Here is a 26,710-nt window from a genome sequence, read left to right as displayed (position 1 = left end):
CCCCGAGCTTCTCGTGCTCGCCCTGACGCACCGCTCGTTCGCGCACGAGGCGGGTGGCATCCCGACGAACGAGCGCCTCGAGTTCCTCGGCGACACCGTCCTGGGGCTCGTGGTGACCGAGTCGCTGTACCGCTCGCGACCCGACGAGAGCGAGGGCTCGCTCGCGAAGATGCGCGCGGCGACGGTCTCGCAGCGGGGTCTCGCCGGCGTCGCGCGTGAGCTCGACCTGGGTCGCTACGTGCTGCTCGGCAAGGGTGAGCTCGCGACGGGCGGCCGGGACAAGGACTCGATCCTGTCGGACACGCTCGAGGCCGTGTTCGGGGCGATCTACCTGTCGCACGGGCTCGAGACGGCGCGTGCGATCGTCGAGCGCCTCGTCGGGCCCACGCTCGCGAACGCGGCGCACCTCGGTGCGGGGCTCGACTGGAAGACCTCGCTGCAGGAGCTCTCGGCCGGGCTCGGGCTCGGTGCGCCGCACTACGACGTGCAGGGCGAGGGCCCGGACCACGCGCGCACATTCACCGCGCACGCCGTCGTCGGCGGCGAGGTGCGAGGCACAGGGGTCGGCCCCGCGAAGAAGCTCGCCGAGCAGCAGGCGGCCCAGGCTGCCTACGAGGCCCTGCAGCGGCTCGAGCAGACCGCAGCGGCCGAGTCGGTGGCGGACGCGGGCCTGGTCACTCCGGCCGGCTGACACGTGCCCGACCTCCCGATGCGCAGGAGCCGCTGAGCCGTGCCCGAGCTGCCCGAGGTCGAGACCGTCCGCGACGGCCTCGAGCGCCACGTCGTCGGCCGCCGGGTCACGCGCGTCGACGTGCGGCGCGACTACAGCGTGCGCCGGCACCTCGCCGGTCCCGCAGACCTGGCCGGACGCCTGCAGGACCGTACGCTCGCGGCCGCGGTGCGGCGCGGCAAGTTCCTGTGGGTGCCGCTGCAGACGGCGCACGGCGAGAGCGACGAGGCGCTGATGGTGCACCTCGGCATGAGCGGTCAGCTCCTCGTGCGCCCGGCGGACGCGGTGGCGACCGACGACGCCTCACCGCACCCCCATCTGCGGGTGCGCCTGCACCTCGACGACGGCGGAGCGCTCGACTTCGTCGACCAGCGCACGTTCGGGCACCTGAGTGTGCAGGACCTGGTCCCCACCCCGGACGGCGCACCCGGCGGACGTGGCTCGTCGTCCCCGACCGTGCCCGAGCCGGTGACGCACATCGCGCGCGACCTGCTCGACCCGGCGCTCGACCGTCGCGCGCTCGTGCGGGCCGTGCGTGCGCGGCGCACGGGCATCAAGCGCGCGCTGCTCGACCAGGGCCTGGTCTCCGGCATCGGCAACATCTACGCCGACGAGGCGCTGTGGCGCGCCCGGGTGCACTTCGCGCGCGCGACGGCGGGGCTGCGTCCGGTCGACGTCGTGCGCGTGCTCGACGCGGCGACCGAGGTCATGAGCGAGGCGCTCGCGCAGGGCGGCACGAGCTTCGACGCGTTGTACGTCAACGTCAACGGGGCGTCGGGGTACTTCGACCGCAGCCTCGCGGTGTACGGCCAGGAGGGTCGCCCGTGCCCGCGCTGCGGCACGCCGATCCGCCGCGTGGAGTTCATGAACCGCAGCGCGGCGTTCTGCCCGCGCTGCCAGCCCGCGCCGCGCACCCCGCGGACGGGCAGTGCCCCGGCGGGCCGCGGGACGGGCCCGCGCGCGTAGGCGCGGACCCGACCGCTCGGGTCGTCCCGGTCAGCGCGCCGTCGACGCGCGGGTGACGACGTTGGGCGGCTGCTCGCCCGCGTCGTAGGCGCGCAGGGCCTCGGTCAGGAACGCCCCGGCGTGCTGCGGGCGGCCGCCGGCGGCGTGCGGGCTCACCAGGATCCGCGGCTCGCTCCACAGCGGGCTCGACGGCGGCAGCGGCTCACGGTCGAACACGTCGAGCGCGGCCCCCGCGAGGCGCCCCGTGCGCACGGCGTCGAGCAGGGCGCGCTCGTCGAGCGTGCTGCCCCGGCCCACGTTGACGACGAACGCCCGCTCGGGCAGCAGCGCGAGCACGTCCGCCCCGATCGCGTGCCGCGTCTGCGGCGTGGCGGGCAGGATCCCGACGAGCACGTCCGCGGACGGCAGCACGCCGTCCAGCTCGTCGGGCGTGACGACCGGGAACCCGTGACGCTCACCCGCGGTGGTCGCCACGCCCGTGACGCTCGCGCCGAGCGCGACGAGCAGCGGAGACAGGCGCGCCGCGATCGAGCCGAAGCCCCACACGACCACGTGCGCGCCGGTGAGCGTGCGGAACCGCGTGTCGTGGACGGGCTGCACGCCCCCGAGCTCGGCCGCCCAGCGACGCTCGTCCTGCGCGCGCACCAGGTCCGGCACGCGGCGCGCGCAGGCCAGCACGAGCGCGAGCGCGTGCTCCGTCACGGGGCCGTCGTGCAGCCCACGGCCCGACGTGACCAGAACGGACGCGTCGAACCCTGCGTCGTCGACCGCGTCCGTCCCGGCCGCCAGGCACGCGACCCAGCGCAGGTCGCCGAGCGTCCGGGCCGCCTCGGCGAGGGCCGCGCGCCGGTTGCCCCACACGACGAGGACCTCGGCGTCGCGGGCGTCGACGGGCAGGGGGAGCGCCGGGTCGTAGGTGCGGGCACGCCAACCTGCGGGCAGGTCCACCCGCTCTTCGAGCGTGGTGGGCACCAGGATCGTCCTCATGGCTGGATACGATGCCACCGTGCCGAACCTTGACGCTGCTCCGAAGCAGGGACCTATCACGGTCATGATCGTGGACGACCACGAGGTCGTCCGCCGAGGGATCGCCGAGGTCGTCGAGCGGACCGAGGGGATGACGGTCGTCGCCGAGGCCGGGTCGGTCGCGGACGGTGTCCGTCGCGCGACGCTCGTGCACCCGCAGGTCATGCTCGTCGACCTCCAGCTCCCCGACGGGACCGGGATCGACCTCATGAAGCAGGTGCGCGAGGCCAAGCCCGACGCGCGTGCGATCGTCCTGACGTCCTTCGACGACGACGACGCGCTCGCCGCCGCTCTCGAGGCGGGTGCCGCCGCCTACCTGCTGAAGTCCGTGCGCGGCGCGGAGATCACCGACGTGATCCGCAGCGTCGCCGCGGGTCGCACGCTGCTCGACGAGCGCACGGTCACGCGCCGTCGTGCGGGTCAGGACGACCCGACGGAGAACCTCACGCCGAGCGAGCTGCGCGTGCTCGACCTGATCGGGGAGGGCCTGTCGAACCGCGAGATCGCCGAGCGTCTGGGCGTCGCGGAGAAGACCGTCAAGAACCACATCACGTCGCTCCTGGCGAAGATGGGGCTGCAGCGCCGTACGCAGGTCGCGGCGTGGGTCGCCTCCCGCAAGCACTCGAGCTGGCGGGCCGAGCCGGGGCACTGAGCCCTCGGCCCGCGCCGCCCTGGCGGAGCGGCGGCCGGTCGGCTCGCGACCCGCTCAGCCGAGCGGCGCCTGCCAGCTCAGGAGCGTGCCGCGGCCTGCCGGAGCCGTGCCGATGGTGAACGTGCCGCCGTGCTGACGTGCGCGTGAGGCGAGGTTGCCGGTCCCGGACCGGCGGTCCCGCTTGGCCGGCAGGCCGACGCCGTCGTCCTCGACCTCGATGCGGACCGAGCCCAGCGGACCCTGGCCGCGCACGTCGACGCGCACCGTGACGGACTGCGCGTGCGCGTGCCGCGCGGCGTTCGCGAGGCCCTCGCGCACGACCGCGACGACGTCGTCGGTCAGCGCGACGCCCACGCGCTCGTCGAGGCGGTCCTCGTCGAGCCCGTCGTCGGACAACGGCGAGCCGTCGAGCGTCACGACGAGCGAGGGGGCGAAGCCCAGGCCGGTGCGCGCGAGCGAGGCCTCGCGGCGCAGCCGCTCGACGACGCCCGTCGCGGCGTCCGGGTCGCGCAGCGCGTGCACGATCGTGCGGATCTCACGGACCGAGGAGTCGACGTTGTCGAGCGCCTCCTCGACGATCGACGTGAGCTCGCTGGGGTCGACGCCGCGCGCCGCGCGCCGGCGGACGGTCTCGAGCTGCATGCCGGTGGCGAACAGCTGCTGGATGGCCATGTCGTGCAGGTCCCGGGCGATCCGCTCGCGCTCGTCGAGCAGCGCCGCGATGTCCTGCGCGTGCCGCGCCTCGGCGAGGACGAACGCCAGGGCGGCCTGCGACGCGAACGACTCCGCGGTGGTCAGGTCGCTCTCCTCGAACGGGAGGCTGCCGACGCGACGCAGCAGGATCAGCACGCCGACGCCGCGACCCGAGGTCTGCAGCGGCGCGAACATCGCCGGGCCGAACGCGCGCATCTGCTCGACCTTGACGTTGCGCGACGCGGACAGCGACGGCGTCAGGAGCCCGTGGCCCTCGGTCATGACGGTCCACGCGCGGCCGTGCTCGGGCATCGCGACGCCCACGAGCTGGTCGGCGTTGTGCCCGTCCGCGAGCTCGATGAACAGCCGCCCGCCCACGCCGGGGAGCGCGAGCGCGGCCGTGTCGGCACCGGCGACGGCCCGCGCCGTCGCGGCGATGTGCGCGAGCGCGTCCTCCTCGTCGATGCCCTCGAGCAGCATGGTCGTGATCTCCTGGCCGGCGCGCAGCCAGTGCTCGCGTCGCGCGGACTCGGCGTACAGCTGGGCGTTCTCGATCGCGACACCCGTGGCGGCCGCGAGGGCGATCACCGTCTGCTCGTCGGACTCGGTGAAGCCGCCGGGCTTCTCCGACAGGTACAGCTGGCCGAACACGTGCTCACCGACGCGCACCGACGAGCCGAGGAACGAGCCCATGGGCGGGTGGTTCGACGGCCAGCCCTGGAACGCCGGGTGCTCGCGCAGGTCGGTCAGGCGCAGCGCGCCGACCGCGGGGATCTGGCCGAGCACGCCGCGCGCGTGCGGCGCGTGCTTCATCATGCGGGCGATCGCGGTCGGGATGCCCGTGTAGACGAACGTCGTGGAGGTGCCGTTCCCGTCGAGGACGTTGATGGCGCCGTAGCGCGCGCCCGTGAGCTCGGCGCTGACCTGCACGAAGCGGTTGAGGACCGCGGGCAGCTCGAGCTCGCTCGCGACCGCGAGGATCGCGTCGAGCAGGTCGGTGAGCGCGTCTCCCGTCAGCGGGACCGGGTTCGCGTGCGAGTCGGACATGACGCCACCGGTGAACGGGACGCCCGCGACGGGGACCAGCCCGTCCTCGCCGGCCATGTCGGTGACGCCGTCGTCGCTCATGGAGTTTCCTCGTGCTCGTGCCACACGGCCTCACGGTAGTCGGCGTCCCGCTCCATCAGGTCCGTGTGCGTCCCGCGCGCCGCGACGTGACCGTCGGCGAGCCGCACGACCTCGTCGACGACGTCGAGCCCGGTCAGCCGGTGGGTGACGATCAGCACGCCCCGGTCGGCGCGGCCGCGCAGCGCGCGCAGCGCCGCGTCGGCGCCCGCGACGTCGAGATGCTCGGTCGGCTCGTCGAGCAGGAGCAGCGGGGCGGGGCAGACCAGTGCGCGTGCGAGCAGGAGGCGGCGGCGCTCACCGCCGGACAGCGTGCGGCCGTCGGGACCGAGCAGGGTCGCGAGCCCGTCCGGCAGGCCGGACAGCCAGGGTCCGAGCCCCGCGGCCCCGAGCGCCTCGCGTGCCTCGTCCTCGGTCACGTCGCCGCGCGCGACGCGCAGGTTCTCCAGCACGTTCGTACCGAAGACGTGCGCGTCCTCGGCCGTGAGGGCGACCGACGCACCGGGCTGCACGGGGCCGCCGTCGACCGTCAGCGAGCCGCCCTGCGGGGGCAGCAGGCCGGCGAGCGTGAGCAGCAGCGTCGTCTTGCCCGTCCCGCTGGGGCCGACGACCGCGACCATCCGTCCGGGTCGCAGGTCGAGGTCGAGCCCCGCGACGAGCGTCGGACCGCCCGGCCAGCCGACGACGAGCCCGTGCGCGACGAGGTGCGTCGGCGGTGCGTCGTCGTCGGCACGGGGCGAGTCGTGCGGCGTCGGTCCGGCCGTGGCACGGCTGCCGGCTGCGGTGTCGGACGGCAGGGCGACGGCGGCCGTGCCGTCGGCGGTGGCCGCGGGCCCCTCTGCCGCGGCGTCGACGAGTGCCAGGATCCGCGCCGCGGCGGCGCGCGACCGGTGGACCTGGACCGCAGCCTGGGGGAGCACCGACGTCGCCTCGAACGCGGCGAGCGGCGTCAGCACGACGACCGCGAGGAGCACGGGGTCGAGGCGACCGTCGCCGACCGCCGGGACGCCCGTGACGAGCGCCGCGAGGACGGCGATCCCCGTCGCGAGCAGGCCGAGGCCCGCGGCGACGGCGGACGCCCCCGCACCGGCGTCGACCGCGGCCCGTGCGCGCAGGTCAGCGTCGCGCAGCGCGGCCAGGCGCGCCGGCACGTGACCGGCCACCGTGAGCGGGCCGGCGTCGTCGAGCAGGCCGAGCGCCTCGGCGTTGACGTCCGCGCGGGCCTGCGCTCCGCGGCGCTCGGTCGCGCGTGCGGACCGACCCGCGAGCCACGGCGCGACCACGCCGGCGAGCAGCAGGCACGCGACGAGCGCGAGCCCGGCCGGGGGCCAGATGAGGATCATCGCCGTGCTCGTCGCGACCCCGAGCGTCACGGCGACGGACGCGGGCAGGAGCCCGCGCACCACGAGGTCGCCGACGTCGTCGACGTCGGCACCGACCCGCGCGAGGAGGTCGCCGCGGCGCACGCCCAGCACGGCGCCGGCCCGACCGTCCGCGAGGCGCTCGTACAGCGTGGTGCGCAGGCGCGTCATGCCGGACAGCGCGAGGTCGTGCGAGACCAGCCGCTCGACGTACCGCAGCACGCCGCGCCCGATGCCGAACGCGCGCACGCCGACGGTCGCGACGGACAGGGTGAGCACGGGCGGCATCTGCGACGCCCGGGCGATCAGCCATGCGGACACCGCCGCGAGGGCGACCGCGCACCCGAGCGCGAGCGTGCCGAGGAGGACGGCGAGCAGGAACCTGCTGCGCGAGACCTCGAGCAGGCCGACGGCACGGCGCAGCGTGCCGCGCGGGGGCGTGCCGAGCGCGTCGGGCCAGGGGCGCGTCACGGTGCGCGTCGCCGTGCTCGGCGCGCTCATCGCTCGACCGCCGCGAGGTGCTCGACGTCGAGCGTCACGACGTCGTCCGCGCAGGCCAGCAACGCGGGCCGGTGTGCGACGAGGACGACCGCGCGTCCGGCGTCGCGCAGCGCCTCGACGGTGCGCAGCACGACCCGCTCGGCGGCGTCGTCGAGGTGCGCGGTCGGCTCGTCCAGCACGACGAGCGGCGCGGAGCCGACGAGGGCGCGCGTCAGGGCGACGCGCTGGGCCTGACCGACGGACAGGCCGTGGCCGCCCCTGCCCACGCTCGTGGACCAGCCGTCGGCCAGCTCCCCGACGACCGTGTCGAGCCCGGTGACCGCCGCCGCCTGCGCACGCCGCTCGTCGTCCCCACCGACGACCTGCGCGAGCGTGCCCGGCTCGAGGACGGGCCGTTGGGGCAGCCAGGTCACCTGGCGCCAGTACGAGGCGATGTCGACCGTCGCGGGCTCGTGCGCCGCGACGACGACGCGGTCGCCGACCAGCACGCGGCCCTCGTCGGGCGTGAGCAGCCCGAGCAGGACCTCGACCGCGGTGGACTTGCCGGACCCGGGCGGCCCGGCGAGCGCCGTGACGCGGCCGGGCGTGACCGCGAACGACAGGTCGCGCGGTGTCTGGCCGCGCGCGCTGTGCACGCTGACGTGCTCGACGCGCACCGGCGTGCGCCGCAGGTCGTCGCACGGGGCGGCCCCGGCACGGTCGGGCACGGGCTCGTCGAGGATCTCGAACGCGGCCTGCGCGGCCGCGACCCCGTCGGTCGAGGCGTGGAACTGCATGCCGACCGCGCGCAGCGGCGCGAAGACCTCGGGGGCGAGCACCAGGACGGCCAGGCCCGTCACGAGGTCGAGCTGTCCCTCGACCAGGCGCAGGCCGATGGCGACGGCGACGAGCGCGACCGACAGCGTCGAGAGCAGCTCGAGCACCATGCCCGACAGGAACGCGATCCGCAGCGTGCCCATCGTCGCGCGGCGGTGCGCGTCGCCCAGCGCCTGCACGCGTGCCCCGGGGCCACGCTGGCGGCCGAGAGCGCGCAGCGAAGGCAGACCCGCGATGAGGTCGAGGACCTGCGCGGACAGCTGCTGCATCGCGGCGAGGCCGCGCTCCGCGCGACCCTGCGTCAAGACCCCGACGAGCCACATGAAGATCGGCACGAGGGGGAGGACCGCGGCCAGGATCACCGCCGAGACCCACTCGAGCCCCAGCACGACGAGCAGCGTCGCAGGCGTGACGGTCGCGGCCAGGACGAGCTGCGGCAGGTAGCGCACGAAGTACGGCTCGAGGTCGTCCAGCCCGCGCGTCGCGAGCGTGACCACCTCCGGCCCGCGCCCGTCGCCGAGCCAGCGCGGCCCGAGCGCGGTCGCGCGGGCGACGACCTGCTCGCGCAGCTCCGCGATCGCCCGGGCCGCCGCCCGGTGCGCGTACCGCTCCTGCACGACCGTGACGAGCACGCGCGCCGCGACGACGAGTGCGAGCCAGCCGACGAGCGGCGCGACCGCGTCCCACGCCGCGCCGCCGCCCAGGCCGGCGCCGTCGTCCACGGTCCGGCCCAGCGCGCGGGCGAGCAGGAGCGCCTGGGCCACGACGAGCGCGGCCGTGAGGATGCCGAGCGCGACGGTCAGGGCGACGTACCACCGTGCCGCGCGCGCGTGGCGCAGCAGGCGTGGGTCGAGGGGCTTCACTCCTTGATCGTGCCGGACCCCTCGCCCGACGACGCACCGGCGACAGCGGCGGGTTCGTCACGGCGGAACGTCAGACCCGTGTGCGCCGGGATGTGCTCCGTGGTCAGGCGCTTGCGGAACACCCAGTACGTCCAGCCCTGGTAGAGGAGGACGATCGGGGTCAGGATCACCGCGACCCAGGTCATGACCGTGAGCGTGTAGTCCGTCGAGGCGGCGTTGTCGACCGTGAGCGAGTTCGCCGCGTCGAACGCGGGCATCACGTCGGGGAACAGCGAGCCGAAGATCAGCACGACCGCGGCGACGATCGCGACGGCGGAGGCGACGAACGCCTGACCCTCGCGGCGAGCCCGGGCGGCGAGCACGACGAGCACGAGCGCGACGGCGGCGACCGCGACGGCAGCCCACGTCCACGCCGCGTCGGCGTACGCGAGCTGCAGCCAGATCGCCCAGGCGCCCGCGGCGACGAGCGTGGCGACCGACGAGCGCGCGGCGAAGTCGCCCGCGCGGCGGCGGATGTCACCGTCGGACTTCAGCGCCAGGAAGATCGCGCCGTGCGTGAGGAAGATCAGCGTGGTCACCACGCCGCCGAGCAGGGCGAACGGGTTGAGCAGCGCGAAGAACCCGCCGACGTACTGGTGGTCGGCGTCGAGCTCGACACCGCGCACGATGTTCGCGAACGCCACGCCCCACAGGACCGACGGCAGCCACGAACCGAAGATCAGGGCGCGGTCGGCCCACGCGCGCCAGCGGGCGTCGTTGATCTTGCCGCGCCACTCGAACGCGCAGACGCGCACGATCAGTGCCAGCAGGATGAGGAACAGCGGCAGGTAGAACCCGCTGAAGAGGGTCGCGTACCACTCGGGGAAGGCGGCGAAGGTCGCGCCACCCGCGGTGAGCAGCCACACCTCGTTGCCGTCCCACACCGGGCCGATCGTGTTGATCATGACGCGCCGCTCGCGCTCCTTGTCGCCCTTCTTGGGCAGGATCCCGAGCAGCATGCCGACACCGAAGTCGAACCCCTCGAGGACGAGGTAGCCGGTCCACAGGACCGCGATGAGGACGAACCAGACGGTCGTGAGCTCCATGGTGATGTCTCCGGGTCGCGGCTCAGTAGGCGAAGGACAGGGTCGAGTCGTCGTCGGAGCCGTCGCGCCCGGCGGCGGCACGCGCCTCGGGGCTCGGGTCCTTCTCGCTCTCGGCGACGCCCTCGACGGCGTAGCGGTGCATGAGGCGGTACCAGACCACCGCGAGCACGCCGTACAGGAGCGTGAAGCCGATCAGGGAGATCAGGATCGTCGCGGGGCTCGTGACGACCGAGACGCCGCGCGCGGTCAGCAGCCACACGCCGTCGACGCCCGAGGGGTCGGGGTTCGGCGCGACGACCCACGGCTGACGGCCCATCTCGGTGAAGATCCAGCCGAACGCCGAGGCGAGGAACGGGGTGGCGATCGCGGCGACGCCGAGCGTGCCGAACCACTGCTTGTCCGTGACGGTGCCCTTCTTGCGCAGCAGCCACAGCGCAGCGAGCGACAGCGCGGCCGAGCCGATGCCGAACCCGATCATGAGCCGGAACGACCAGTAGGTGATCGCGAGGTTCGGGTAGAAGCGCGTGTCGTCGTCGAACGTGGCCTCGACGCCGTTGGCCTCCTCCCAGTCCCGGATCCACTGCGCGTAGTAGTCCTGCAGCTCGTCGACGCCGCGGATGGGCGCGTCGAAGTCGTTGGTCGCGAGGAAGGACGTCAGGCCCGGGATCTCGATGAGGTGCCGGACCCCGTCGCAGTCGTTGGTGAGGTCGCCGATCGCGAGGATCGAGAACGAGGCGCCGTCGGTGGACTCGCACAGGCCCTCGGCGGCCGCCATCTTCGCCGGCTGCTGCTCGAACATGAGCTTGGCCTGCTGGTCGCCCGAGACCGCGACCCCGGCGCCTCCGACGAGCATCGCGACGAGACCGAGGATCACCGCGGGGCGGTAGACGTCGCGCGCCGTGGCGGTGTCGCCCGAGCGGACCTTCTTGACCATCCACCAGGCGGCGATGCCGGCGACGAACGTGCCGGCGGTCAGCAGCGCGGCGGTGATCGTGTGCGGGAAGGCCGCGAGCACGGTCGGGTTGGTGAGCACGGCGCCGATGTCGTTCATCTCGGCGCGCCCGGTCTCGAAGTTGTACTCGACGCCCACCGGGTGCTGCATCCACGAGTTCGCCGCGAGGATGAAGAACGCCGACAGGTTCGTCGCGAGCGCGACCGCCCAGATGCACGCGAGGTGGATCTTCTTCGGCAGCCTGTCCCAGCCGAAGATCCACAGCCCGAGGAAGGTGGACTCGACGAAGAACGCGGCGAGCGCCTCCATCGCCAGCGGTGCGCCGAACACGTCACCGACGAAGCGCGAGTACTCGCTCCACGCCATCCCGAACTGGAACTCCTGCACGATGCCGGTGGCGACACCGATCGCGAAGTTGATCAGCAGCAGCTTGCCGAAGAACTTGGTCAGCCGCAGCCACCGCTCGTTGCCCGTGCGGTACCAGAGGGTCTGCATGATCGCGACGAGCGGCGACAGGCCGATCGTCAGCGGGACGAAGATGAAGTGGTAGACGGTCGTGATACCGAACTGCCAGCGGGCCAGGTCGAGGGCGTCCACGTGTTCTCCGTGCGGTGCGGGCGGCGAGCGGGGGGCGGGCGTCGAAGCGCAGGGCGGACCTGCAGGCGGTTTCCCACCCGAGGGGAACGCTAGGACGGGCGCTCGGCGGCGGCCGGGACGAAGGTCCCGGGTGCTGACGACTTGTCGTCATCCGGCCGCGCGTCGGGACCGCGCCGGTTCGGGTGCTCTGTGCGATACTTGCCGCGGTTCGACGAGCGTCCACACCGCGCGGCGAACCCGTGAGCTCGCACCCAGTGCGCTGCGCGCGCCAGCCGCCGCCGCACCGTCGAGAGGCCCGACCGGGCCCGGACGGACGAGGCAGGCGAAGGCGCGCGCGCGGCCCGGTGTGCGGCCGCGACCGACGACTTCCGTCATCACGCTCCGCGTGGATGACGACCGACCGACCGAGGACCGCCACACGTGTGGACGGTGGTTCCCGGTACCCAGGAGCGCTTCGCGTGACCGAACAGCACACTCCCGAGCTCGCAGCAGGTGCACCGGCGCAGGACGGGGGAGGCGCGGCAGCCGCACCCCCGCGTCGCCGCCGCGCGTCGCGACCCGCGGCCGCACCGGACGCGGTGGTCGAGACGCCCGCCGCGACGAGCAGCGTCGAACCGGCTGCTCAGGCCGCTCCCGAGGCCGAGCCGAGCGCCGAGGCGAAGCCCGCGAAGGCCAAGGCCACCCGGACGAGGTCCACGACCTCGCGCACGAGGACGTCGGCGAAGACGACGACGGAGTCGGGCGAGCCCGGGGTGGGCGAGGCGGCCGGCGACGCGCCGTCGCCGGTGTCCTCGGCCGATGCCGCAGAGCCCGCCCGACCGACCCGCCGCAAGCGCGCTGCGCGCAGCGCCGAGCAGACGGAGAGCACCGAGCAGGCGGAGAGCACCGGGCAGGCGGAGAGCACCGAGCAGGCAGGCGGCGCCGAGAAGGCAGGCAGCGCCGAGCAGGGCGAGGCGCCGAGCGCCGCGGCCCAGGACGCCGCTGCTGCGACGACCGAGGTCGCCGCGCCCGAGAAGCCCGCGCGCCGCCGTCGCGCCGCGACGCGTCCGGTCGCCGCACCCGAGCCCGAGGTCGCCCTGGCTGCCGCCGACGCCACCGCGGACGACGTTGCCGCCGAGCAGCCGGCTGAGCAGGCGACCGAGCACGCAGCGGAGCAGGTGTCGGCCGAGAAGAAGCCCGCCCGCCGGCGCAGCCGTCGCGCGGCGGCTCCGGTGGAGCCCGAGCCCGTCGTCGAGACACCCGAGGACGACGAGGCGCCCGAGGACGAGGAGCTCGAGGACTCCGCCTCCGACGCGACCAGCACCGACGCGACCAGCACCGACCCGACGAGCACCGACCCGACGAGCACCGACGCGACGGGTACGGCAGTGGTGGAGACGGCTGTCCCGGCTGCGGCTGCGGGGCAGGAGCGGGTCGCCCCGCGGCTGGCGACCACCGCGTTGCTGTTCCAGGCGCCCGACCCGGCGCAGGCGCGTCCTCGCCGTCGTCGCGTGACGTCGAGCGCGGGCTCGCCCGAGGAGATCTCGCAGGCCGCGCGCCAGGCGCTCGGCGACGCCGAGAGCGCCGAGGACGAGAAGGGCGCCGCGACCGAGACGCCCGAGGGCGCCGGCACCGAGCAGGCCGACGAGCGCCCCAGCCGTCGCCGGGGCCGTCGCGGCCGCGGCAGTGCGCAGCGCGCCGAGGAGACGCCCGCGGGCGACGAGCAGGACGAGCTCGCACGCGTCGACGAGGCCGAGACGCCCGCCGACGAGGCGGTCGAGCCGGACGAGGGCGAGGACGCCCAGGGCGACGAGCAGCAGGACGAGCAGGACGGTCAGCCGACACAGCGTCGTCGTCGCCGCCGTGGAGGCCGCGGACGTCGTCGTCCCGAGGCCGCCGACCGTGACGACGAGGGCAAGGCCGCGGCCGACGAGCCGCAGGACGTGCCCGAGACCGGCGACGAGCCCGACGAGCAGGACGAGCAGGACGAGTCGGGTTCGAGCCGGCGTCGTCGGCGCCGTCGTCGGGGTGCGCGCTCGGGTGAGGGCGAGGCCGCCGAGCCCCGCCGTCGGGGGAGCGACGAGGTCACCGCGCTGCGCGGCTCGACGCGCCTCGAGGCCAAGCGTCAGCGCCGCCGTGAGGGCCGCGACGCCGGTCGTCGTCGCCAGATCATCACGGAGTCGGAGTTCCTCGCGCGCCGCGAGTCGGTCGAGCGCTCGATGATCGTGCGCGAGCTGTCCGGCCGCACGCAGATCGCCGTGCTCGAGGACGGCGTGCTCGTCGAGCACTACGTCTCCAACCAGCAGCAGGCCTCCATGGTCGGCAACGTCTACCTGGGCCGCGTGCAGAACGTGCTGCCCAGCATGGAGGCGGCGTTCGTCGACGTCGGCAAGGGCCGCAACGCGGTCCTGTACGCGGGCGAGGTCAACTGGGACGCCGCGGGCCTCGAGGGGCAGCCGCGCCGCATCGAGCAGGCGCTCAAGTCGGGTGACTCGGTGCTCGTGCAGGTCACCAAGGACCCGATCGGGCACAAGGGTGCGCGCCTGACGTCGCAGGTCACGCTCGCAGGCCGGTACCTCGTGTACGTGCCCGGCGGTGGCATGACCGGCATCAGCCGCAAGCTGCCCGACACCGAGCGCAACCGCCTGAAGAAGATCCTGCGCGAGATCGTCCCCGACTCGGCGGGCGTGATCGTGCGCACCGCGGCCGAGGGCGCCAGCGAGGACGAGCTGCGCGGCGACATCGCGCGGCTGCAGTCGCAGTGGGAGGCGATCGAGAAGAAGTCGAAGACCGCCTCGGCCCCCGCGCTGCTGCAGGGTGAGCCGGACATGGCGATCCGCGTGGTCCGCGACATCTTCAACGACGACTTCTCGTCGCTGGTCGTGCAGGGCGACGAGGCCTGGTCGACGATCTCGTCGTACATCGACGAGCTCGCGCCCGACCTCGCGCGCAAGATCTCGAAGTACACGGGCACCGGCGACGTCTTCGCGGCGCACCGGATCGACGAGCAGCTCGTCAAGGGCATGGACCGCAAGGTCTGGCTCCCGTCGGGCGGCTCGCTCGTGATCGACCGCACCGAGGCGATGACCGTCGTCGACGTCAACACCGGGAAGTTCACCGGCTCGGGCGGCACGCTCGAGGAGACGGTGACGCGCAACAACCTCGAGGCGGCCGAGGAGATCGTCCGCCAGCTCCGGCTGCGGGACATCGGCGGCATCATCGTCATCGACTTCATCGACATGGTGCTCGAGTCGAACCGTGACCTCGTGCTGCGCCGCCTGGTGGAGTGCCTCGGTCGTGACCGCACCAAGCACCAGGTCGCCGAGGTGACGTCGCTCGGGCTGGTCCAGATGACCCGCAAGCGGGTCGGGCAGGGCCTCGTCGAGGCGTTCTCGGAGACGTGCGAGCACTGCCACGGGCGCGGCTTCATCGTGCACAGCGACCCGGTCGAGAAGAACGCCCGCCCGGACTCCGGCGCGCAGCAGCCCGCACCGTCGTCGGACGAGCCGAAGCGCTCGCGCCGCAAGCGCGGCGCGAAGGAGCCCGCGCCCGCCGCGGCTCACACACCCGTGCCGGTGCTCCCGCAGGAGCGGTCGGCCGTGAAGGCGACGCTCGCGACGATCGCGGCCGCCGCGGCGCACGCGCACGAGCTGCACGACCACCACCCGTCCGACGAGCAGGTGGCGTCGACCGACGGGGGAGCGGCGCTCGCGGCCGACGGGCAGGCGGGCGACGCGCAGGCCCCCGCCGTCGAGACGCCGGACGCGGGGCACGTGCCCGCCGCGGAGACGGCGCCCGAGCCCGCGGGTGCGCCGGCCGCCGACGAGCACGAGGCGCGGGCCGGTCACGGCCAGCCGACGCTCGACGTGCTCGCCGAGCTCGCGACGCTGCGCGGGGGCGCGGCCGAGCGCGAGGAGCACCTCGAGCTCACGCCCGTGGACCCGTCCGTCTTCGTGACGTTCGACACCGACGAGCCCGCGGCGGACAGCGAGAAGTGACCGCGCGACGAGGGGCCTCGCGGGTACGTGGCTGCGAGCCCCTCGCCGACGCGGCAGGTGTGTCGCACCTGGCGTCGCGCAGGTTTGACCCTGCGGCGTGGGGTCCGTAACCTAGAACCTCGGCGCGTCTGTGCGCGCCAGTCATGTGTGCCGCCAGCACGGCGCCGACGCGACACCCCCACGGCCCCGGTCCAGACCGGACGGAGAGGGACGTGCGCGGGCGCAGGCAGGCACCGCGAACTTTGGACCGAGCAGTTCGACGAGCAGAGATGAGCAGCAACGTGGTGTACGCGATCGTGAAGGCCGGCGGCCGCCAGGAGAAGGTCGCCGTGGGCGACGTCGTCGTCGTCGACCGTCTCGGTGCCGAGGCGGGTTCGACCGTCGAGCTGCCGGCGCTGCTCCTCGTCGACGGCGAGAAGGTGACCACCGACGCGGGTGCGCTCGCGAAGGTCAAGGTCACGGCGGAGGTCGTCCGGGACGAGAAGGGCCCGAAGATCGACATCCTCAAGTACAAGAACAAGACCGGCTACCGCAAGCGCCAGGGTCACCGCCAGGCGCTGACCCGCCTCAAGGTCACCGGCATCAAGTGACTTCGCGCCGCGGCACGCCGCGGCTGCAGCGACAACGTCTGAGCAACTCGAGAGCAGGTTCGTCATGGCACACAAGAAGGGCGCGAGCTCCTCGCGCAACGGTCGCGACTCGAACGCCCAGCGCCTGGGCGTGAAGCGCTTCGGTGGCCAGGTCGTCAAGGCCGGCGAGATCCTCGTCCGCCAGCGCGGCACCCACTTCCACCCCGGCAACAACGTGGGTCGCGGTGGCGACGACACGCTGTTCGCGCTGGCCGCCGGCGCGGTCCAGTTCGGCACGCGCCGTGGCCGCAAGGTCATCGACATCGTGACCGCCGAGGTCTGAGTCTTCCGCTGACGCGTTCAGCCGCACGAAGGGGCGCACCGCACTCGGTGCGCCCCTTCGTCATGTCGTCCCCTCGTCGCGGGACTCCCGCAGGCGCATGATCGACACACCAGTGCTCCCGACACACCCCCAGGAGGTCCACCGTGGCGACGTTCGTCGACCGCGTGGTGCTGCACGCGACCGGCGGTGACGGTGGGCACGGCTGCGCGTCCATCCACCGCGAGAAGTTCAAGCCGCTCGCCGGCCCGGACGGGGGCAACGGCGGCAACGGGGGATCGGTGATCCTCGAGGTCGACCCGCAGGTCACCACGCTCCTGGAGTTCCACCACCTGCCGCACCGCCACGCGCCCTCGGGCACGCAGGGCATGGGTGACCACCGCTCGGGGTCGACGGGTGAGGACCTGATCCTGGGCGTGCCCGACGGCACGGTCGTGAAGTCCCCGGACGGCGAGGTCCTCGCCGACCTCGTGGGCACCGGTGCCCAGTACGTGGTCGCCGCCGGCGGTCGTGGCGGGCTCGGCAATGCCGCGCTCGCGTCGCCGCGCCGCAAGGCGCCAGGCTTCGCGCTCCTCGGCGAGCCGGGCGAGAGCGCCGACGTGGTGCTCGAGCTCAAGACCATCGCCGACGTCGCGCTCGTCGGCTACCCGTCCGCGGGCAAGTCGAGCCTGGTCGCCGCGATCTCCGCCGCACGGCCCAAGATCGCCGACTACCCGTTCACCACGCTCGTGCCGAACCTGGGCGTGGTCCAGGCCGGGGACGCGCGGTACACGGTCGCCGACGTGCCCGGGCTCATCCCCGGCGCGTCCGAGGGACGCGGCCTGGGCCTGGAGTTCCTGCGCCACGTCGAGCGGTGCGCAGTGCTGGTGCACGTGCTCGACTGCGCGACGCTCGAGCCGGGACGTGACCCGATCTCGGACCTCGAGGTGATCGAGGCCGAGCTCGCCGCCTACGCAGGTGACCTGTCGATCGAGGGCGGCCGTGTGCCGCTCACCGAGCGCCCGCGCATCGTCGTCCTCAACAAGGTCGACGTGCCCGAGGCGCGCGAGCTCGCCGAGCTCGTGCGTCCCGAGCTCGAGGCGCGAGGGCTGCGCGTGTTCGAGGTCTCGACCGCGAGCCACGAGGGTCTGCGGCCGCTGACGTTCGCGCTCGCCGAGATGGTCGCCCAGGCGCGCCGGGACGCTCCCGAGCCCGAGGCGACGCGCGTCGTGCTGCGGCCGCGCGCGGTCGACGACGCGGGGTTCACCGTCACGCGCCGCGAGGCCGCGGGTGCCGTGTGGTTCCAGGTGCGCGGCGAGAAGCCCGAGCGCTGGGTCCGCCAGACGGACTTCAACAACGACGAGGCCGTCGGCTACCTGGCCGACCGGCTCGCGCGCCTGGGCGTCGAGGAGCGCCTGTACGCGGCGGGCGCCGTGGCGGGCGACGAGGTGCGCATCGGTCCCGAGACCAACTCGGTGGTGTTCGACTGGGAGCCGACGCTCGTCACGGGCGCCGAGCTGCTGGGCCGCCGCGGCACCGACGCACGTCTCGACGACCACTCGCGACCGACGCGCGGTGAGAAGCGCGCCGAGTTCAAGGAGCGCATGGACGCCAAGGCGGCCGCTCGCGCCGAGCTGTGGACCGAGCGGCAGCACGGCGTCTGGACGGACCCCGACAAGGACTGAGCCCGTCCGCGGACGCGGGCCCGCAGGTCCGCGTCGTGGGCGGCGCGACCCAGCAGCCGCGCGGAGAGGCAGAATGCGCACGTGACGGCTGCACCCCTGCACACGCGCGCCGAGCTCGGCTCGGCGAGCCGCGTCGTCGTCAAGGTCGGCTCGTCGTCCCTCACGAGCGCCGACGGGCGACTCGACCCCGTGCGCCTGCGCGCGCTCGTCGACGTGCTCGTCGAGCGGCGCGCGGCCGGCAGCCAGGTCGTGCTCGTCTCGTCCGGTGCCATCGCCGCCGCGATCGGCCCGCTCGGGCTGGCGGCGCGCCCGCGCGACCTCGCGACGCAGCAGGCCGCCGCCTCGGTGGGGCAGGGGCTGCTCGTCGCGCACTACACCAAGGCGTTCGCCGACCACGGGCTGCGCGTCGGGCAGGTGCTGCTCACCGCCGACGACACCGTGCGGCGCGTGCACTACCGCAACGCGCACCGCGCGCTGACGCGTCTGCTCGACCTGGGCGTCGTGCCGATCATCAACGAGAACGACGCGGTCGCGACCGACGAGATCCGGTTCGGCGACAACGACCGGCTCGCCGCACTCGTCTCGCACCTCGTGCACGCCGACGCGCTCGTGCTGCTCACGGACGTCGACGCCCTCTACACGGCAGCGCCCTCGCAGCCGGGTGCGCGACGCATCACGCGCGTCGACGGCCCGCGCGACCTCGAGGGGATCGACGTCTCGCGGCGCGGCTCGGCCGTCGGCACCGGGGGCATGGTCACCAAGCTCGAGTCGGTCGCGATCGCGACCGGCTCCGGTATCCCCGTCGTGCTCACCTCCGCGGCGCAGGCCGCGCAGGCGCTCGCCGGTCAGGACGTGGGCACGTGGTTCGCCGCCACGGGTCGGCGCAAGCCCATCCGGCTGCTGTGGCTCGCGCACGCCGCGCGCGTGCGTGGCCGGCTGCAGCTCGACGAGGGCGCGGTGCGGGCCGTCGTCGAGCGCCGCACGTCGCTGCTGCCGGCGGGGGTGATCGCCGTGGAGGGGTCGTTCGAGGCGGGCGACCCCGTCGAGCTCGTCGCGCCGGACGGTCGCGTCGTCGCGCGCGGGCTCGTCGCGTTCTCCGCCGACGAGGTCCCGAGCCTCCTCGGGCGTTCGACGCACGACCTGCGGCGTGAGCTGGGCGCGGGCTACGACCGTGAGCTCGTGCACCGCGACGACCTCGTGCTCGTGCGTCGTCGGCCCGCGTGGGCGACCTCTGCCTGACCGGTCCACCTGCCTGACTGCTGGGACGGCCCTGGGGGCTGTCCTGAGGGACGGGCGTCGCGTCTCGGAGCGCGAGACGGCGGCGTGGGTCCATTGACCCTTGCCGAGCCCCCTCATACCTTCCTCGCGGTTTCACGCACCGCCGTCAGGCTCGGCTGGCGGTGCGGCACCGGCACCGGTGTCCCCGAGCAGACCGCGTCCGCGCTGCACGCGTCGGACCTCGCACGACCTCCCGCCGGAGGCGACCATGTCGAAGCACCACCCGCTCGCCGCGCCGCGCTGCTGTCCCGCCGCGCACGCGTGCTGTCGCTGACCCCGGCGACCGCGGCTCCGTCACCCTCAGCGCCCGCGCGCGCAGCCGGCACCGGTCCGTTCAGCGCCTGACCGGCACTCGCGTCGCCCGGCCGTCACGCCCACGCCTCGGCTGAACCGGCGTCCCGTCGGACCGGCGCGTCCGGGTGCGCACGCCGCCGCGTGGGCACCCGCTCGTCGAGCGCGTCCGTGAGCCGGCCCGCTCGGTTCGCAGGTCGGCACCCGTCGGCCGGCGGATCGTTCGCGTGACGTCCTCGTCGTGGCCGATGTCCTGCTGCGTGCCTCCGCGCGTGCTCACGGAACGTTCCCGCACCACCCCACACCTCGTCCCTTCCGGGAGTACCCATGTCCGTCATCGCCGCTCGAGCCCCCGCGACCGCGGGTGCCGGTCAGCGCGCCGTCCTCCTCGCCCGACGCCTGCGACCACCGGTCGGCTGGCGCTACCTGGGCGGGCGACTGCTCACGGGGCTGCTCGCCGTGTGGGGGGCCGTCACGCTCGTGTTCTTCGCGGTGTACTCGACGGGCAACCCCGCACTGCTGCTCGTCTCTCCCGACGCGCCGCCCGAGGAGGCCGCGCGCCTCACCGCGCAGCTCGCCCTGCGGCGAGCGCGACGAGGGCAGGACGGCCCGGACGTCGTGCGCGCCCGTGACGTGCTCGACGCGGCGCACGCGTGCGGGCTCGACGTAGCGACCGGAGCGGCGGTCCCGCACCACGGCGTCGGGAGCCCACGCGTCCCACAGCTCGTACGCCGCGGCCAGCACCTCGCGTGCGCGGGCGTACCGGTCGGCGTGCGCGGGCAGCCGCTCGCCGCCCGACGCCGCGGCGGCGAGGGCCTGGAACGACGTGACGACGTTCCACCCCGCCCGGCCGCCGGACACGTGGTCGAGGCTCGCGAGGCGCCGGGCCAGCGGGTACGGGTCCTCGAACGTGGTCGAGAAGCTGCCGACGAGCCCGATGTCCCGCGTCGCGGCGGCGAGCGCCGAGAGCAGCACGCCCGGCTCGAGCCGCGGCTGGAACCCGGCGCGCACGGGTTCGGGCCCGTGCGGGTCACCCTGCTCACCGAGCACGTCCGTCACGAGCAGGAAGTCGAACCCCGCGTCCTGCGCCGTGCGCGCGGCGGCGACGTGCTGCTCGAGCGACTCGGGATCGGTCGCCTGCGTGCTCACGCGCCACGCCCCCGCGTGCTGCCCGGTCACCGTGTGGTAGACCCCCAGCCTCAGCCAACGGCTCATGCCCGCCCCCCTCGTCGTCGTGCCGGGGAGTGTGCGGCCGACGCCTCGTGCAGGCGCCCCCCGCAGCGAACTTTCCGTCATGTGAGACGCCTTCGTCCGACCGTTGACTCGACGGCGCTGACCGCCGGGCCTCACGCCCCAAGGTCACGAGCCCCGCCGTCTGGCCCGGCAGGCGGGGCAGCAACCCCGACGACCGCGGGGTGCTCCCGGGCACGACCAGGCCCGTCCGCGGGCAACCGTGTCGCACGAAGGAGCACCCGCATGTCTCTCGTGGATCTCACCGCCGAGGTCGATCCCGCCGACCTCGACACCGCTGGGCCCGACTCCTCCTCGGACGCGTCGCCGCAACGCCGCGCGCTGGCCGAGCTGTGGCGCGCCCGCTACGGCGGCCTCGAGCCCACCGCGGCCGCTGCGGGTCCCGGCGCCGGTCCGTCCGGGGGCGCTGACGACCCCGCCGGCGCGGTCGTGCGGCTGCAGCTCGCGCACCGCTCCGTGCGGCAGTACCTCCCGGACGACGTGTCCGACGAGACGCTCGCGACCCTCGTCGCCGCCGCGCAGTCCGCCGCGACCAGCTCGAACCTGCAGCTGTGGAGCGTGGTCGCGGTCCGCGACCCGCAGCGCCGCACGTGGCTCGCGCACCTCGCGGGGGACCAGGCGCACATCGTGCAGGCACCGCTCCTGCTCGTCTGGCTCGTCGACCTCGCGCGTGCCCACGCGGTCGCGGACCGGCACGAGGCGCCCACCGCGGCGAGCGACTACCTCGAGACGACCGTCGTCGGCTTCGTCGACGCCGCGCTGGCGGCGCAGAACGCGACACTCGCCGCGGAGTCCCTCGGGCTCGGCACGGTGTACATCGGCGCGCTGCGCAACGACCCGGCCGCGGTGGCCGAGGTGCTCGGGCTGCCCGACCACGTGTTCGCCGCGTTCGGCCTCGTCGTCGGGCACCCGGACCCCGACGAGCGTGCGACCGTCAAGCCCCGGCTCGCGCAGGACGCGGTGCTGCACCACGAGACGTACGACGCGACGCGCCAGCTCGACGCCGTGAGCGCGTACGAGCACCGCATCGGGGCGTACTACGCGGCGCAGGGTCTGCAGCACTCGTGGACCCAGCGTCTGCTGGCCCGGCTGGCGCACCCGCGCGCGCTCAACGGTCGTGAGCGGCTCACCGACGCGCTCGGTGCCGCGGGTCTCGGCCTGCGGTGACCCCTGACCGCGCCCCGCACCCGCGCCGCGCCGCGCCGCCACCCGACCCCCCAGCACCGCCTGCACCAGCGCTCGTCCCGTCCGGGACGGTGTCCACCTCGACCCAGGAGTCCTCATGAGCACGGCCTCGTCCACCGCAGGCACGCCCGCACCCGACATCCAGCCCGCAGCGCCCTCGACCGCGCCGGCCGTCGACCTGTCCCTCGAGGAGGCAGGAGCACTCGCGCCCCTCGTCGCGCCCGACGCCGCCGCACGTCGGGTCCAGGCGGGTGCCGTGCTCGTCGACGTCCGCTCGGACGCGGGTCGCGCGACGACCGGGTCGATCCCCGGCGCGCACGTCGTCGACCGCTCCTCGGTCGCCGAGACGTTCGACCTGGCCGGCGCCGCCCGGCTCGCGCCCGTCCTCTCGCTCGACACGCCGGTCGTCGTCGTGTGCGGCTCGGTGCGCGGGTCCGGTCCCGTCGCGGCGGCGCTGCGCGCGCAGGGCTTCACGGACGTCGTCCACGTCGAGGGCGGCGCGCCGGGGTGGGCGGAGGCGGGCCTGCCGATCGAGCGGTCCGACGAGGCGTCGGCATGAGCACGGCGACGACCTGCGCGACCCACCTCCCGGCCGCGCCGCCGGCGGGCGCGTTCGTCGTGCGGCTCGCCGAGCCCGTCGAGCACGACGACGTGGCACGCCTCACCGTCGCCGCCTACACGCACGACTACGACCTGCACGACGAGTACCTCGCGTCGCTCTCGCAGGTCGCCGAGCGTGCCGCCGAGCACGACGTGTGGGTCGCGCAGGACGTCGCCGGCGGCGCGCTCGTCGGGACCGTCACGACGCCCCGCCCGGGCGGGCGGCTCTCGCCGCTCGCGCGCCCCGGCGAGCTCGACTTCCGGCTGCTCGGCGTCCACCCGGCGGCCCGCGGCAGGGGAGTGGGGGCGCTGCTGACCCGGCACGTGGTCGAGCTCGCTCGTCGGCGCGGGTACACGCGTGTCGTGATGAACTCCGGCCCGCTCATGGTCGGCGCGCACCGGCTGTACGAGCGGCTGGGCTTCGCGCGCATGCCCGAGCGCGAGGACCGCGTGGTACCCGGCGGCACGCTGCTGGCGTTCGGGCTGGACGTCACGCCCGTACCGGGAGACGCGCCACGCTGACCTGCCGCTCACGGGTGGAGCCGTGTGCAAGAAGGACGAGTGCGCGCACCGCGTGGGCATCGTCACAGAGGACGTGGACCTGCACACGCGTGCGCACCGGGCCCCCCGGGCGTGGTCCGGCGTGCGACAATCGATACCGCTCGACTCACGTACCGCGAGTCGCCCGCATCTGAGCCAGCACTTACTCGAGCACCCGGAGGACCGCCGTGCACGCCGCCTTGATCGTCGCCGCCGAGGAAGCCGCCGAGAAGGCGAACGAGCTGCCGTTCCCGCCCGTCGTGTTCGGCATCGGCGCGTTCGCCGGTCTCGTCGCCATGCTGCTGTTCACGTACGCCTTCCGTCTCGTCGGCACGCGCCACTGATCGGCGTGCTCGGTCGACCGGTGGCGCGACTGGGCGTGATGGGTGGGACGTTCGATCCCGTCCACCACGGTCACCTGGTCGCGGCGAGCGAGGTCGCGGCGCGGTTCGGGCTCGACGAGGTCGTCTTCGTCCCGACGGGCGTGCCGTCGTTCAAGCAGCACCAGGACGTCACGCCGGCCGAGCACCGGTACCTGATGACCGTCGTCGCGACGGCGTCGAACCCGCGCTTCACCGTGAGCCGCGTGGACATCGACCGTGGCGGTGTGACGTTCACCGTGGACACGCTCCGGGACCTCAAGGCGCAGCGTCCGGGTGCCGAGATCTTCTTCATCACGGGGGCTGACGCGATCGCGCAGATCCTCACGTGGAAGGATGCCCAGGAGCTGTTCTCGATGGCGCAGTTCGTCGCGGTCACCCGCCCGGGCCATGCGCTCTCGGTCGCGGGTCTACCCGAGGACCGTGTGCACGTCGTCGAGATCCCGGCACTGGCGATCTCCTCGACCGACGTGCGGGCCCGGGCTCGGGCCGGCCAGCCGGTCTGGTACCTCGTCCCTGACGGGGTCGTCCAGTACATCGCGAAGCACCAGCTGTATCGAGGTTTGTCATGACGGAACCGGGAGCACGGCCGCGGCGCCGTGACCTGCACCGCGGCGACGAAGGCGGGACCGGTAGCCACCCGGTCAGCCCGGAGCGCACCGCCGGTGCCACCGCGGCGACCCCCCACACCGACGCGCCCGCACCGGGTTCGCGGCGGGCGCGGCGCGTGCAGAGCGACGCCGCACCCAGCCCGTCGCCCCAGGCGGCGCCGACCCCGCGCACGTACACCTCGCCGCCGGCGGCACAGCCCGTCCGGCAGCCTGCATCCCCGCAGCCGGCGTCGCCGCAGTCGACGGCTCCTGGCCGGGCGACCTCGCAGCCAGCTTCCCAGGCCCCTGCCCCGCAGCGTGTCTCGCCGACGGCCGCGCCCAGCCCGACCGGCTGGTCCGGGCAGGGCGGACCGTCCGCGCCGCGTCCCGCCGCCGGCCAGGCGCCGCGTCCCGTCGCTGGTCGTCCGGCTGCCGCGCCCGCCTGGGCGCCCACGCAGCCCGGTGCTGTGCAGCCCGGTGCGACGCAGTCCGGACCTGCGCAGCCCGGCACCTCGCAGCCGCCCGCCCCGGGTGCCCCGGGTGCCGGTCCTGCGGCGTCGTCGGCGCAGCAGCCCGCCGAGCGTCAGCGTCGCTCGGCCCGCGACACGATGCTCGACCCGACGAGCTCGCGCTCGGTCGCCGCGCCGGCCCCCGCCCCTCGGCAGACCGCCGCCCCCGCATGGGGCGCGACACCCACGCCCGCCCCGACGGCGCCCGCCGCCGCGCCCGTGGTGCCTGCCGCGCGCACGTCCGCGTGGCCCGGCGCACCGGTGACGGCGGTCCCCGGTCGGCCCCTCGGCGGTCAGGCGCATCCGTCCGTGGACCCCGCGCAGGTACCGCAGCAGGGTGTCCCGGCGCGCACGGCGTCGTCGCGTCCGTCTGCCGCCCCGGGCGCCGCGGCACCCGCCGCGGGATCGGCCCCGGCCGACGCCGCCGCGCCCACCGCCCCGTCGTGGTCGTCGGGCGCGTGGCGCCCTGACCCGTCGGCGGCGCCTACGACGACGCAGGCCCCGGCCGCCGGCGCGGCACCCGCCGCGTTCGCGCCGACGCCGTCGGCGGCCCCGGCCCCGTCCGCCGGCACGTGGGCTCCCGGTGCCGCCGCCGGGTGGACCCCCACCCCTGCGGCGCCCGCGGCACCCGAGCCCGCCGCTCCCGCGCAGCCCGCGGCGCCCACCTGGGGCGCGACCCCCGCGGCCGCGTCGTCGGAGCCGGAGCGTCCGTTCGCGCCGGTCCCCGGCGCGGAGCACCCGGAGGACGACGAGCACGACGACGACGCCGAGGCCCGCCCGCGTCACCCGTACACGTGGCTGCACCTGATCGTGCTCGCGATCGTCGCGTTCGTGCTGGGCTTCCTGCTCGTGCTGCTCTACACGAGGGCGAACGACGGGGCGAGCGCCGCCTCGAGCGCACTCAGCGTCGTGACGACCACCCTGAGGGCTGGGCCGAGCGCCTGAGCCCGCCCCCGAACCAAGGAGATCCGTGACCGCCACCGACCGTGCCGTCGAGCTCGCCATCGCGGCTGCTCGCGCAGCCTCCGACCTCAAGGCGCAGGAGATCATCGCGCTGGACGTGAGCGAGCAGCTCGTCCTGACGGACGTGTTCCTCATCGCGTCCGGGACGAACGAGCGCCAGGTCGGTGCGATCGTCGACGCCGTCGAGGAGGCGCTGCACAAGCTCGGCTCCAAGCCCGTGCGCCGCGAGGGCAAGGCTCAGGGGCGCTGGGTCCTCATCGACTTCGGCGACGTCGTCGTGCACGTGCAGCACGCCGAGGACCGCGTGTACTACGCGCTCGAACGGCTGTGGAAGGACTGCCCCCTCATCGAGCTCCCCGCCGACGCGCGCGGCGAGGACGGCGGCAGCGCGGACGACGAGTGAGCGGCGGTCGTCTGCTGCTCTGGCGGCACGCACGGACCGAGTACAACGCCTCCGCCCGGCTCCAGGGCCAGGTCGACATCCCGCTCGACGACGTCGGCCGCTGGCAGGCGCGCACCGCCGCCGCGGCGCTGCTCGCGCGGCACACACCGACGCGGATCGTCAGCTCCGACCTCGGACGTGCCCGGCAGACCGCCGAGGCGCTCGGTCGCATGGCCGACGTCGCCGTCGAGATCGAGCCCCGGGTCCGCGAGCGCGGCTTCGGCGAGTGGGAGGGGCTGAGCGGCGCGGAGATCGCGGAGCGGTGGCCGCAGGACTACGCGCTGTGGCGTGCGGGCGGCGAGCCCACGCGCGTCGGCGCGGAGACGCGCCTGCAGGTCGCGCAGCGCACCGCCGAGGCGATCGCCGAGCTCACCGGCGCCATGAACCGCGACGACACCCTCGTCGTCGTCTCGCACGGTGCGGCGATCAGCTCGGCCGTCGCCGAGCTCCTGGGCATGCCCGCGCAGTGGCGCGGGATCGCCGGGATGCACAACGCGCACTGGGCCGAGCTCGTGCCGTCGTCGGGCGACGTGCTGCCGGCCTGGCGGCTCGTCGGCTACAACCTGGGTCCCACGGACGCCTCGGCGGACTGGAACGCCGGACCGGACCGGTCCGAGGACGAGCAGTCGGGCTCGACGCGCGACCCCGACTGACCGTCCGGCGTGCGCGTCCGTGTGCAGGTGCGGGACGTGACGCGCGTCGCTCGGGGCGGATTGGCGTCCGGGGCCGTCCTCGTCCTAGACTCTCCGAGCGCCCCCACGGGG

Annotated in this window: 23 protein-coding genes and 1 riboswitch; of the genes, 16 read left to right on the top strand and 7 right to left on the bottom strand. The window is 74.8% G+C overall.

Annotated features, from left to right (window positions below; genetic code table 11):
- Positions 1 to 691 (top strand): ribonuclease III (rnc, locus tag CPE01_RS08130; RefSeq protein ID WP_146806142.1); only part of this gene is annotated, 691 nt, incomplete at its 5' end.
- A 39-nt stretch (positions 692 to 730) separates the two neighbouring features.
- Positions 731 to 1,696: a bifunctional DNA-formamidopyrimidine glycosylase/DNA-(apurinic or apyrimidinic site) lyase gene (mutM, locus tag CPE01_RS08125; protein WP_146806141.1), complete on the top strand. Its 966-nt coding sequence runs from the start codon at positions 731 to 733 to the stop codon at positions 1,694 to 1,696.
- A 30-nt stretch (positions 1,697 to 1,726) separates the two neighbouring features.
- Here mutM and CPE01_RS08120 read toward each other — a convergent pair whose 3' ends face one another.
- Positions 1,727 to 2,683, bottom strand: coding sequence for an NAD(P)-dependent oxidoreductase (locus tag CPE01_RS08120; protein WP_146806140.1), 957 nt, complete (start codon positions 2,681 to 2,683; stop codon positions 1,727 to 1,729).
- A 64-nt stretch (positions 2,684 to 2,747) separates the two neighbouring features.
- Here CPE01_RS08120 and CPE01_RS08115 point away from each other — a divergent pair, with 64 nt between their 5' ends.
- Positions 2,748 to 3,374, top strand: a complete 627-nt coding sequence (locus tag CPE01_RS08115; protein WP_146806158.1) for a response regulator — start codon at positions 2,748 to 2,750, stop codon at positions 3,372 to 3,374.
- Positions 3,375 to 3,428: 54 nt separating this feature from the next.
- On the opposite strand, the gene CPE01_RS08110 is transcribed toward CPE01_RS08115, so the two are convergent.
- From CPE01_RS08110 to CPE01_RS08090, 5 genes are read right to left on the bottom strand one after another with little or no spacing between them, the layout of a single operon-like run.
- Complete coding sequence (locus CPE01_RS08110; RefSeq protein ID WP_246783809.1) at positions 3,429 to 5,195, bottom strand: GAF domain-containing sensor histidine kinase; 1,767 nt, start codon at positions 5,193 to 5,195, stop codon at positions 3,429 to 3,431.
- Complete coding sequence (gene cydC / locus CPE01_RS08105; protein ID WP_146806139.1) at positions 5,192 to 7,054, bottom strand: thiol reductant ABC exporter subunit CydC; 1,863 nt, start codon at positions 7,052 to 7,054, stop codon at positions 5,192 to 5,194. Before cydC ends, CPE01_RS08110 begins: the two co-directional genes overlap by 4 nt.
- The gene (gene cydD / locus CPE01_RS08100) at positions 7,051 to 8,733 is read right to left on the bottom strand and encodes a thiol reductant ABC exporter subunit CydD (protein WP_146806138.1); all 1,683 of its coding nucleotides are present in this window, start codon (positions 8,731 to 8,733) and stop codon (positions 7,051 to 7,053) included. Before cydD ends, cydC begins: the two co-directional genes overlap by 4 nt.
- Positions 8,730 to 9,818: a cytochrome d ubiquinol oxidase subunit II gene (cydB, locus tag CPE01_RS08095; protein ID WP_146806137.1), complete on the bottom strand. Its 1,089-nt coding sequence runs from the start codon at positions 9,816 to 9,818 to the stop codon at positions 8,730 to 8,732. Before cydB ends, cydD begins: the two co-directional genes overlap by 4 nt.
- Positions 9,819 to 9,840: 22 nt before the next feature.
- Positions 9,841 to 11,367, bottom strand: a complete 1,527-nt coding sequence (locus CPE01_RS08090; RefSeq protein WP_146806136.1) for a cytochrome ubiquinol oxidase subunit I — start codon at positions 11,365 to 11,367, stop codon at positions 9,841 to 9,843.
- A gap of 458 nt (positions 11,368 to 11,825) precedes the next feature.
- Between CPE01_RS08090 and CPE01_RS08085 the strand changes: the two genes are divergently transcribed.
- The 5 genes from CPE01_RS08085 to proB all read left to right on the top strand — a co-directional run bounded on the left by CPE01_RS08085 (position 11,826) and on the right by proB (position 19,156).
- A complete protein-coding gene (locus CPE01_RS08085) occupies positions 11,826 to 15,344 on the top strand; it encodes a ribonuclease E/G (RefSeq protein ID WP_246783808.1) in 3,519 nt (1,172 codons plus the stop codon).
- A gap of 281 nt (positions 15,345 to 15,625) precedes the next feature.
- Entirely contained in the window at positions 15,626 to 15,934 is a 309-nt protein-coding gene (gene rplU, locus CPE01_RS08080; protein WP_222592887.1) for a 50S ribosomal protein L21, read from the top strand.
- A 64-nt stretch (positions 15,935 to 15,998) separates the two neighbouring features.
- Positions 15,999 to 16,256 (top strand): 50S ribosomal protein L27, encoded by a 258-nt coding sequence (gene rpmA / locus CPE01_RS08075; protein WP_146806133.1) that lies wholly within the window; start codon positions 15,999 to 16,001, stop codon positions 16,254 to 16,256.
- Positions 16,257 to 16,399: 143 nt separating this feature from the next.
- Positions 16,400 to 17,917 carry a GTPase ObgE gene (gene obgE / locus CPE01_RS08070; RefSeq protein ID WP_146806132.1) on the top strand — a complete coding sequence of 506 codons (1,518 nt, stop codon included), beginning with the start codon at positions 16,400 to 16,402 and terminating at the stop codon, positions 17,915 to 17,917.
- A gap of 81 nt (positions 17,918 to 17,998) precedes the next feature.
- Positions 17,999 to 19,156 (top strand): glutamate 5-kinase, encoded by a 1,158-nt coding sequence (gene proB / locus CPE01_RS08065; protein WP_146806131.1) that lies wholly within the window; start codon positions 17,999 to 18,001, stop codon positions 19,154 to 19,156.
- A gap of 606 nt (positions 19,157 to 19,762) precedes the next feature.
- Here the strand turns inward: proB and CPE01_RS08060 are convergent.
- Positions 19,763 to 20,701: an LLM class flavin-dependent oxidoreductase gene (locus tag CPE01_RS08060; RefSeq protein WP_186811465.1), complete on the bottom strand. Its 939-nt coding sequence runs from the start codon at positions 20,699 to 20,701 to the stop codon at positions 19,763 to 19,765.
- A gap of 142 nt (positions 20,702 to 20,843) precedes the next feature.
- Positions 20,844 to 20,946: riboswitch (SAM riboswitch) on the top strand.
- Between the two features lie 16 nt (positions 20,947 to 20,962).
- On the opposite strand from CPE01_RS08060, the gene CPE01_RS08055 reads away from it, so the two are divergent.
- From CPE01_RS08055 to CPE01_RS08025, 8 genes are all read left to right on the top strand, one after another.
- Positions 20,963 to 21,904, top strand: a complete 942-nt coding sequence (locus tag CPE01_RS08055; protein WP_146806129.1) for an NADPH-dependent oxidoreductase — start codon at positions 20,963 to 20,965, stop codon at positions 21,902 to 21,904.
- Positions 21,905 to 22,019: 115 nt separating this feature from the next.
- The gene (locus CPE01_RS08050; RefSeq protein WP_146806128.1) at positions 22,020 to 22,481 is read left to right on the top strand and encodes a rhodanese-like domain-containing protein; all 462 of its coding nucleotides are present in this window, start codon (positions 22,020 to 22,022) and stop codon (positions 22,479 to 22,481) included.
- Positions 22,478 to 23,044, top strand: coding sequence for a GNAT family N-acetyltransferase (locus tag CPE01_RS08045; protein WP_146806127.1), 567 nt, complete (start codon positions 22,478 to 22,480; stop codon positions 23,042 to 23,044). Before CPE01_RS08050 ends, CPE01_RS08045 begins: the two co-directional genes overlap by 4 nt.
- Positions 23,045 to 23,250: 206 nt before the next feature.
- Positions 23,251 to 23,406, top strand: a complete 156-nt coding sequence (locus tag CPE01_RS16420; RefSeq protein WP_186811464.1) for a hypothetical protein — start codon at positions 23,251 to 23,253, stop codon at positions 23,404 to 23,406.
- Between the two features lie 5 nt (positions 23,407 to 23,411).
- Positions 23,412 to 24,014 (top strand): nicotinate-nucleotide adenylyltransferase, encoded by a 603-nt coding sequence (gene nadD / locus CPE01_RS08040; RefSeq protein WP_281285108.1) that lies wholly within the window; start codon positions 23,412 to 23,414, stop codon positions 24,012 to 24,014.
- 485 nt (positions 24,015 to 24,499) lie between these two features.
- Complete coding sequence (locus tag CPE01_RS08035) at positions 24,500 to 25,486, top strand: hypothetical protein (protein ID WP_146806125.1); 987 nt, start codon at positions 24,500 to 24,502, stop codon at positions 25,484 to 25,486.
- 25 nt (positions 25,487 to 25,511) lie between these two features.
- The gene (gene rsfS / locus CPE01_RS08030) at positions 25,512 to 25,907 is read left to right on the top strand and encodes a ribosome silencing factor (protein ID WP_146806124.1); all 396 of its coding nucleotides are present in this window, start codon (positions 25,512 to 25,514) and stop codon (positions 25,905 to 25,907) included.
- Positions 25,904 to 26,599 carry a histidine phosphatase family protein gene (locus CPE01_RS08025; protein WP_146806123.1) on the top strand — a complete coding sequence of 232 codons (696 nt, stop codon included), beginning with the start codon at positions 25,904 to 25,906 and terminating at the stop codon, positions 26,597 to 26,599. The genes rsfS and CPE01_RS08025 overlap by 4 nt, the downstream gene beginning before the upstream one ends.
- Positions 26,600 to 26,710: the final 111 nt, after the last annotated feature.

Origin of the sequence: Cellulomonas persica, from assembly GCF_007989825.1 — a bacterium.
Taxonomy (GTDB): domain Bacteria; phylum Actinomycetota; class Actinomycetes; order Actinomycetales; family Cellulomonadaceae; genus Cellulomonas; species Cellulomonas persica.
This window is presented reverse-complemented; position numbering and strand designations above follow the sequence as displayed.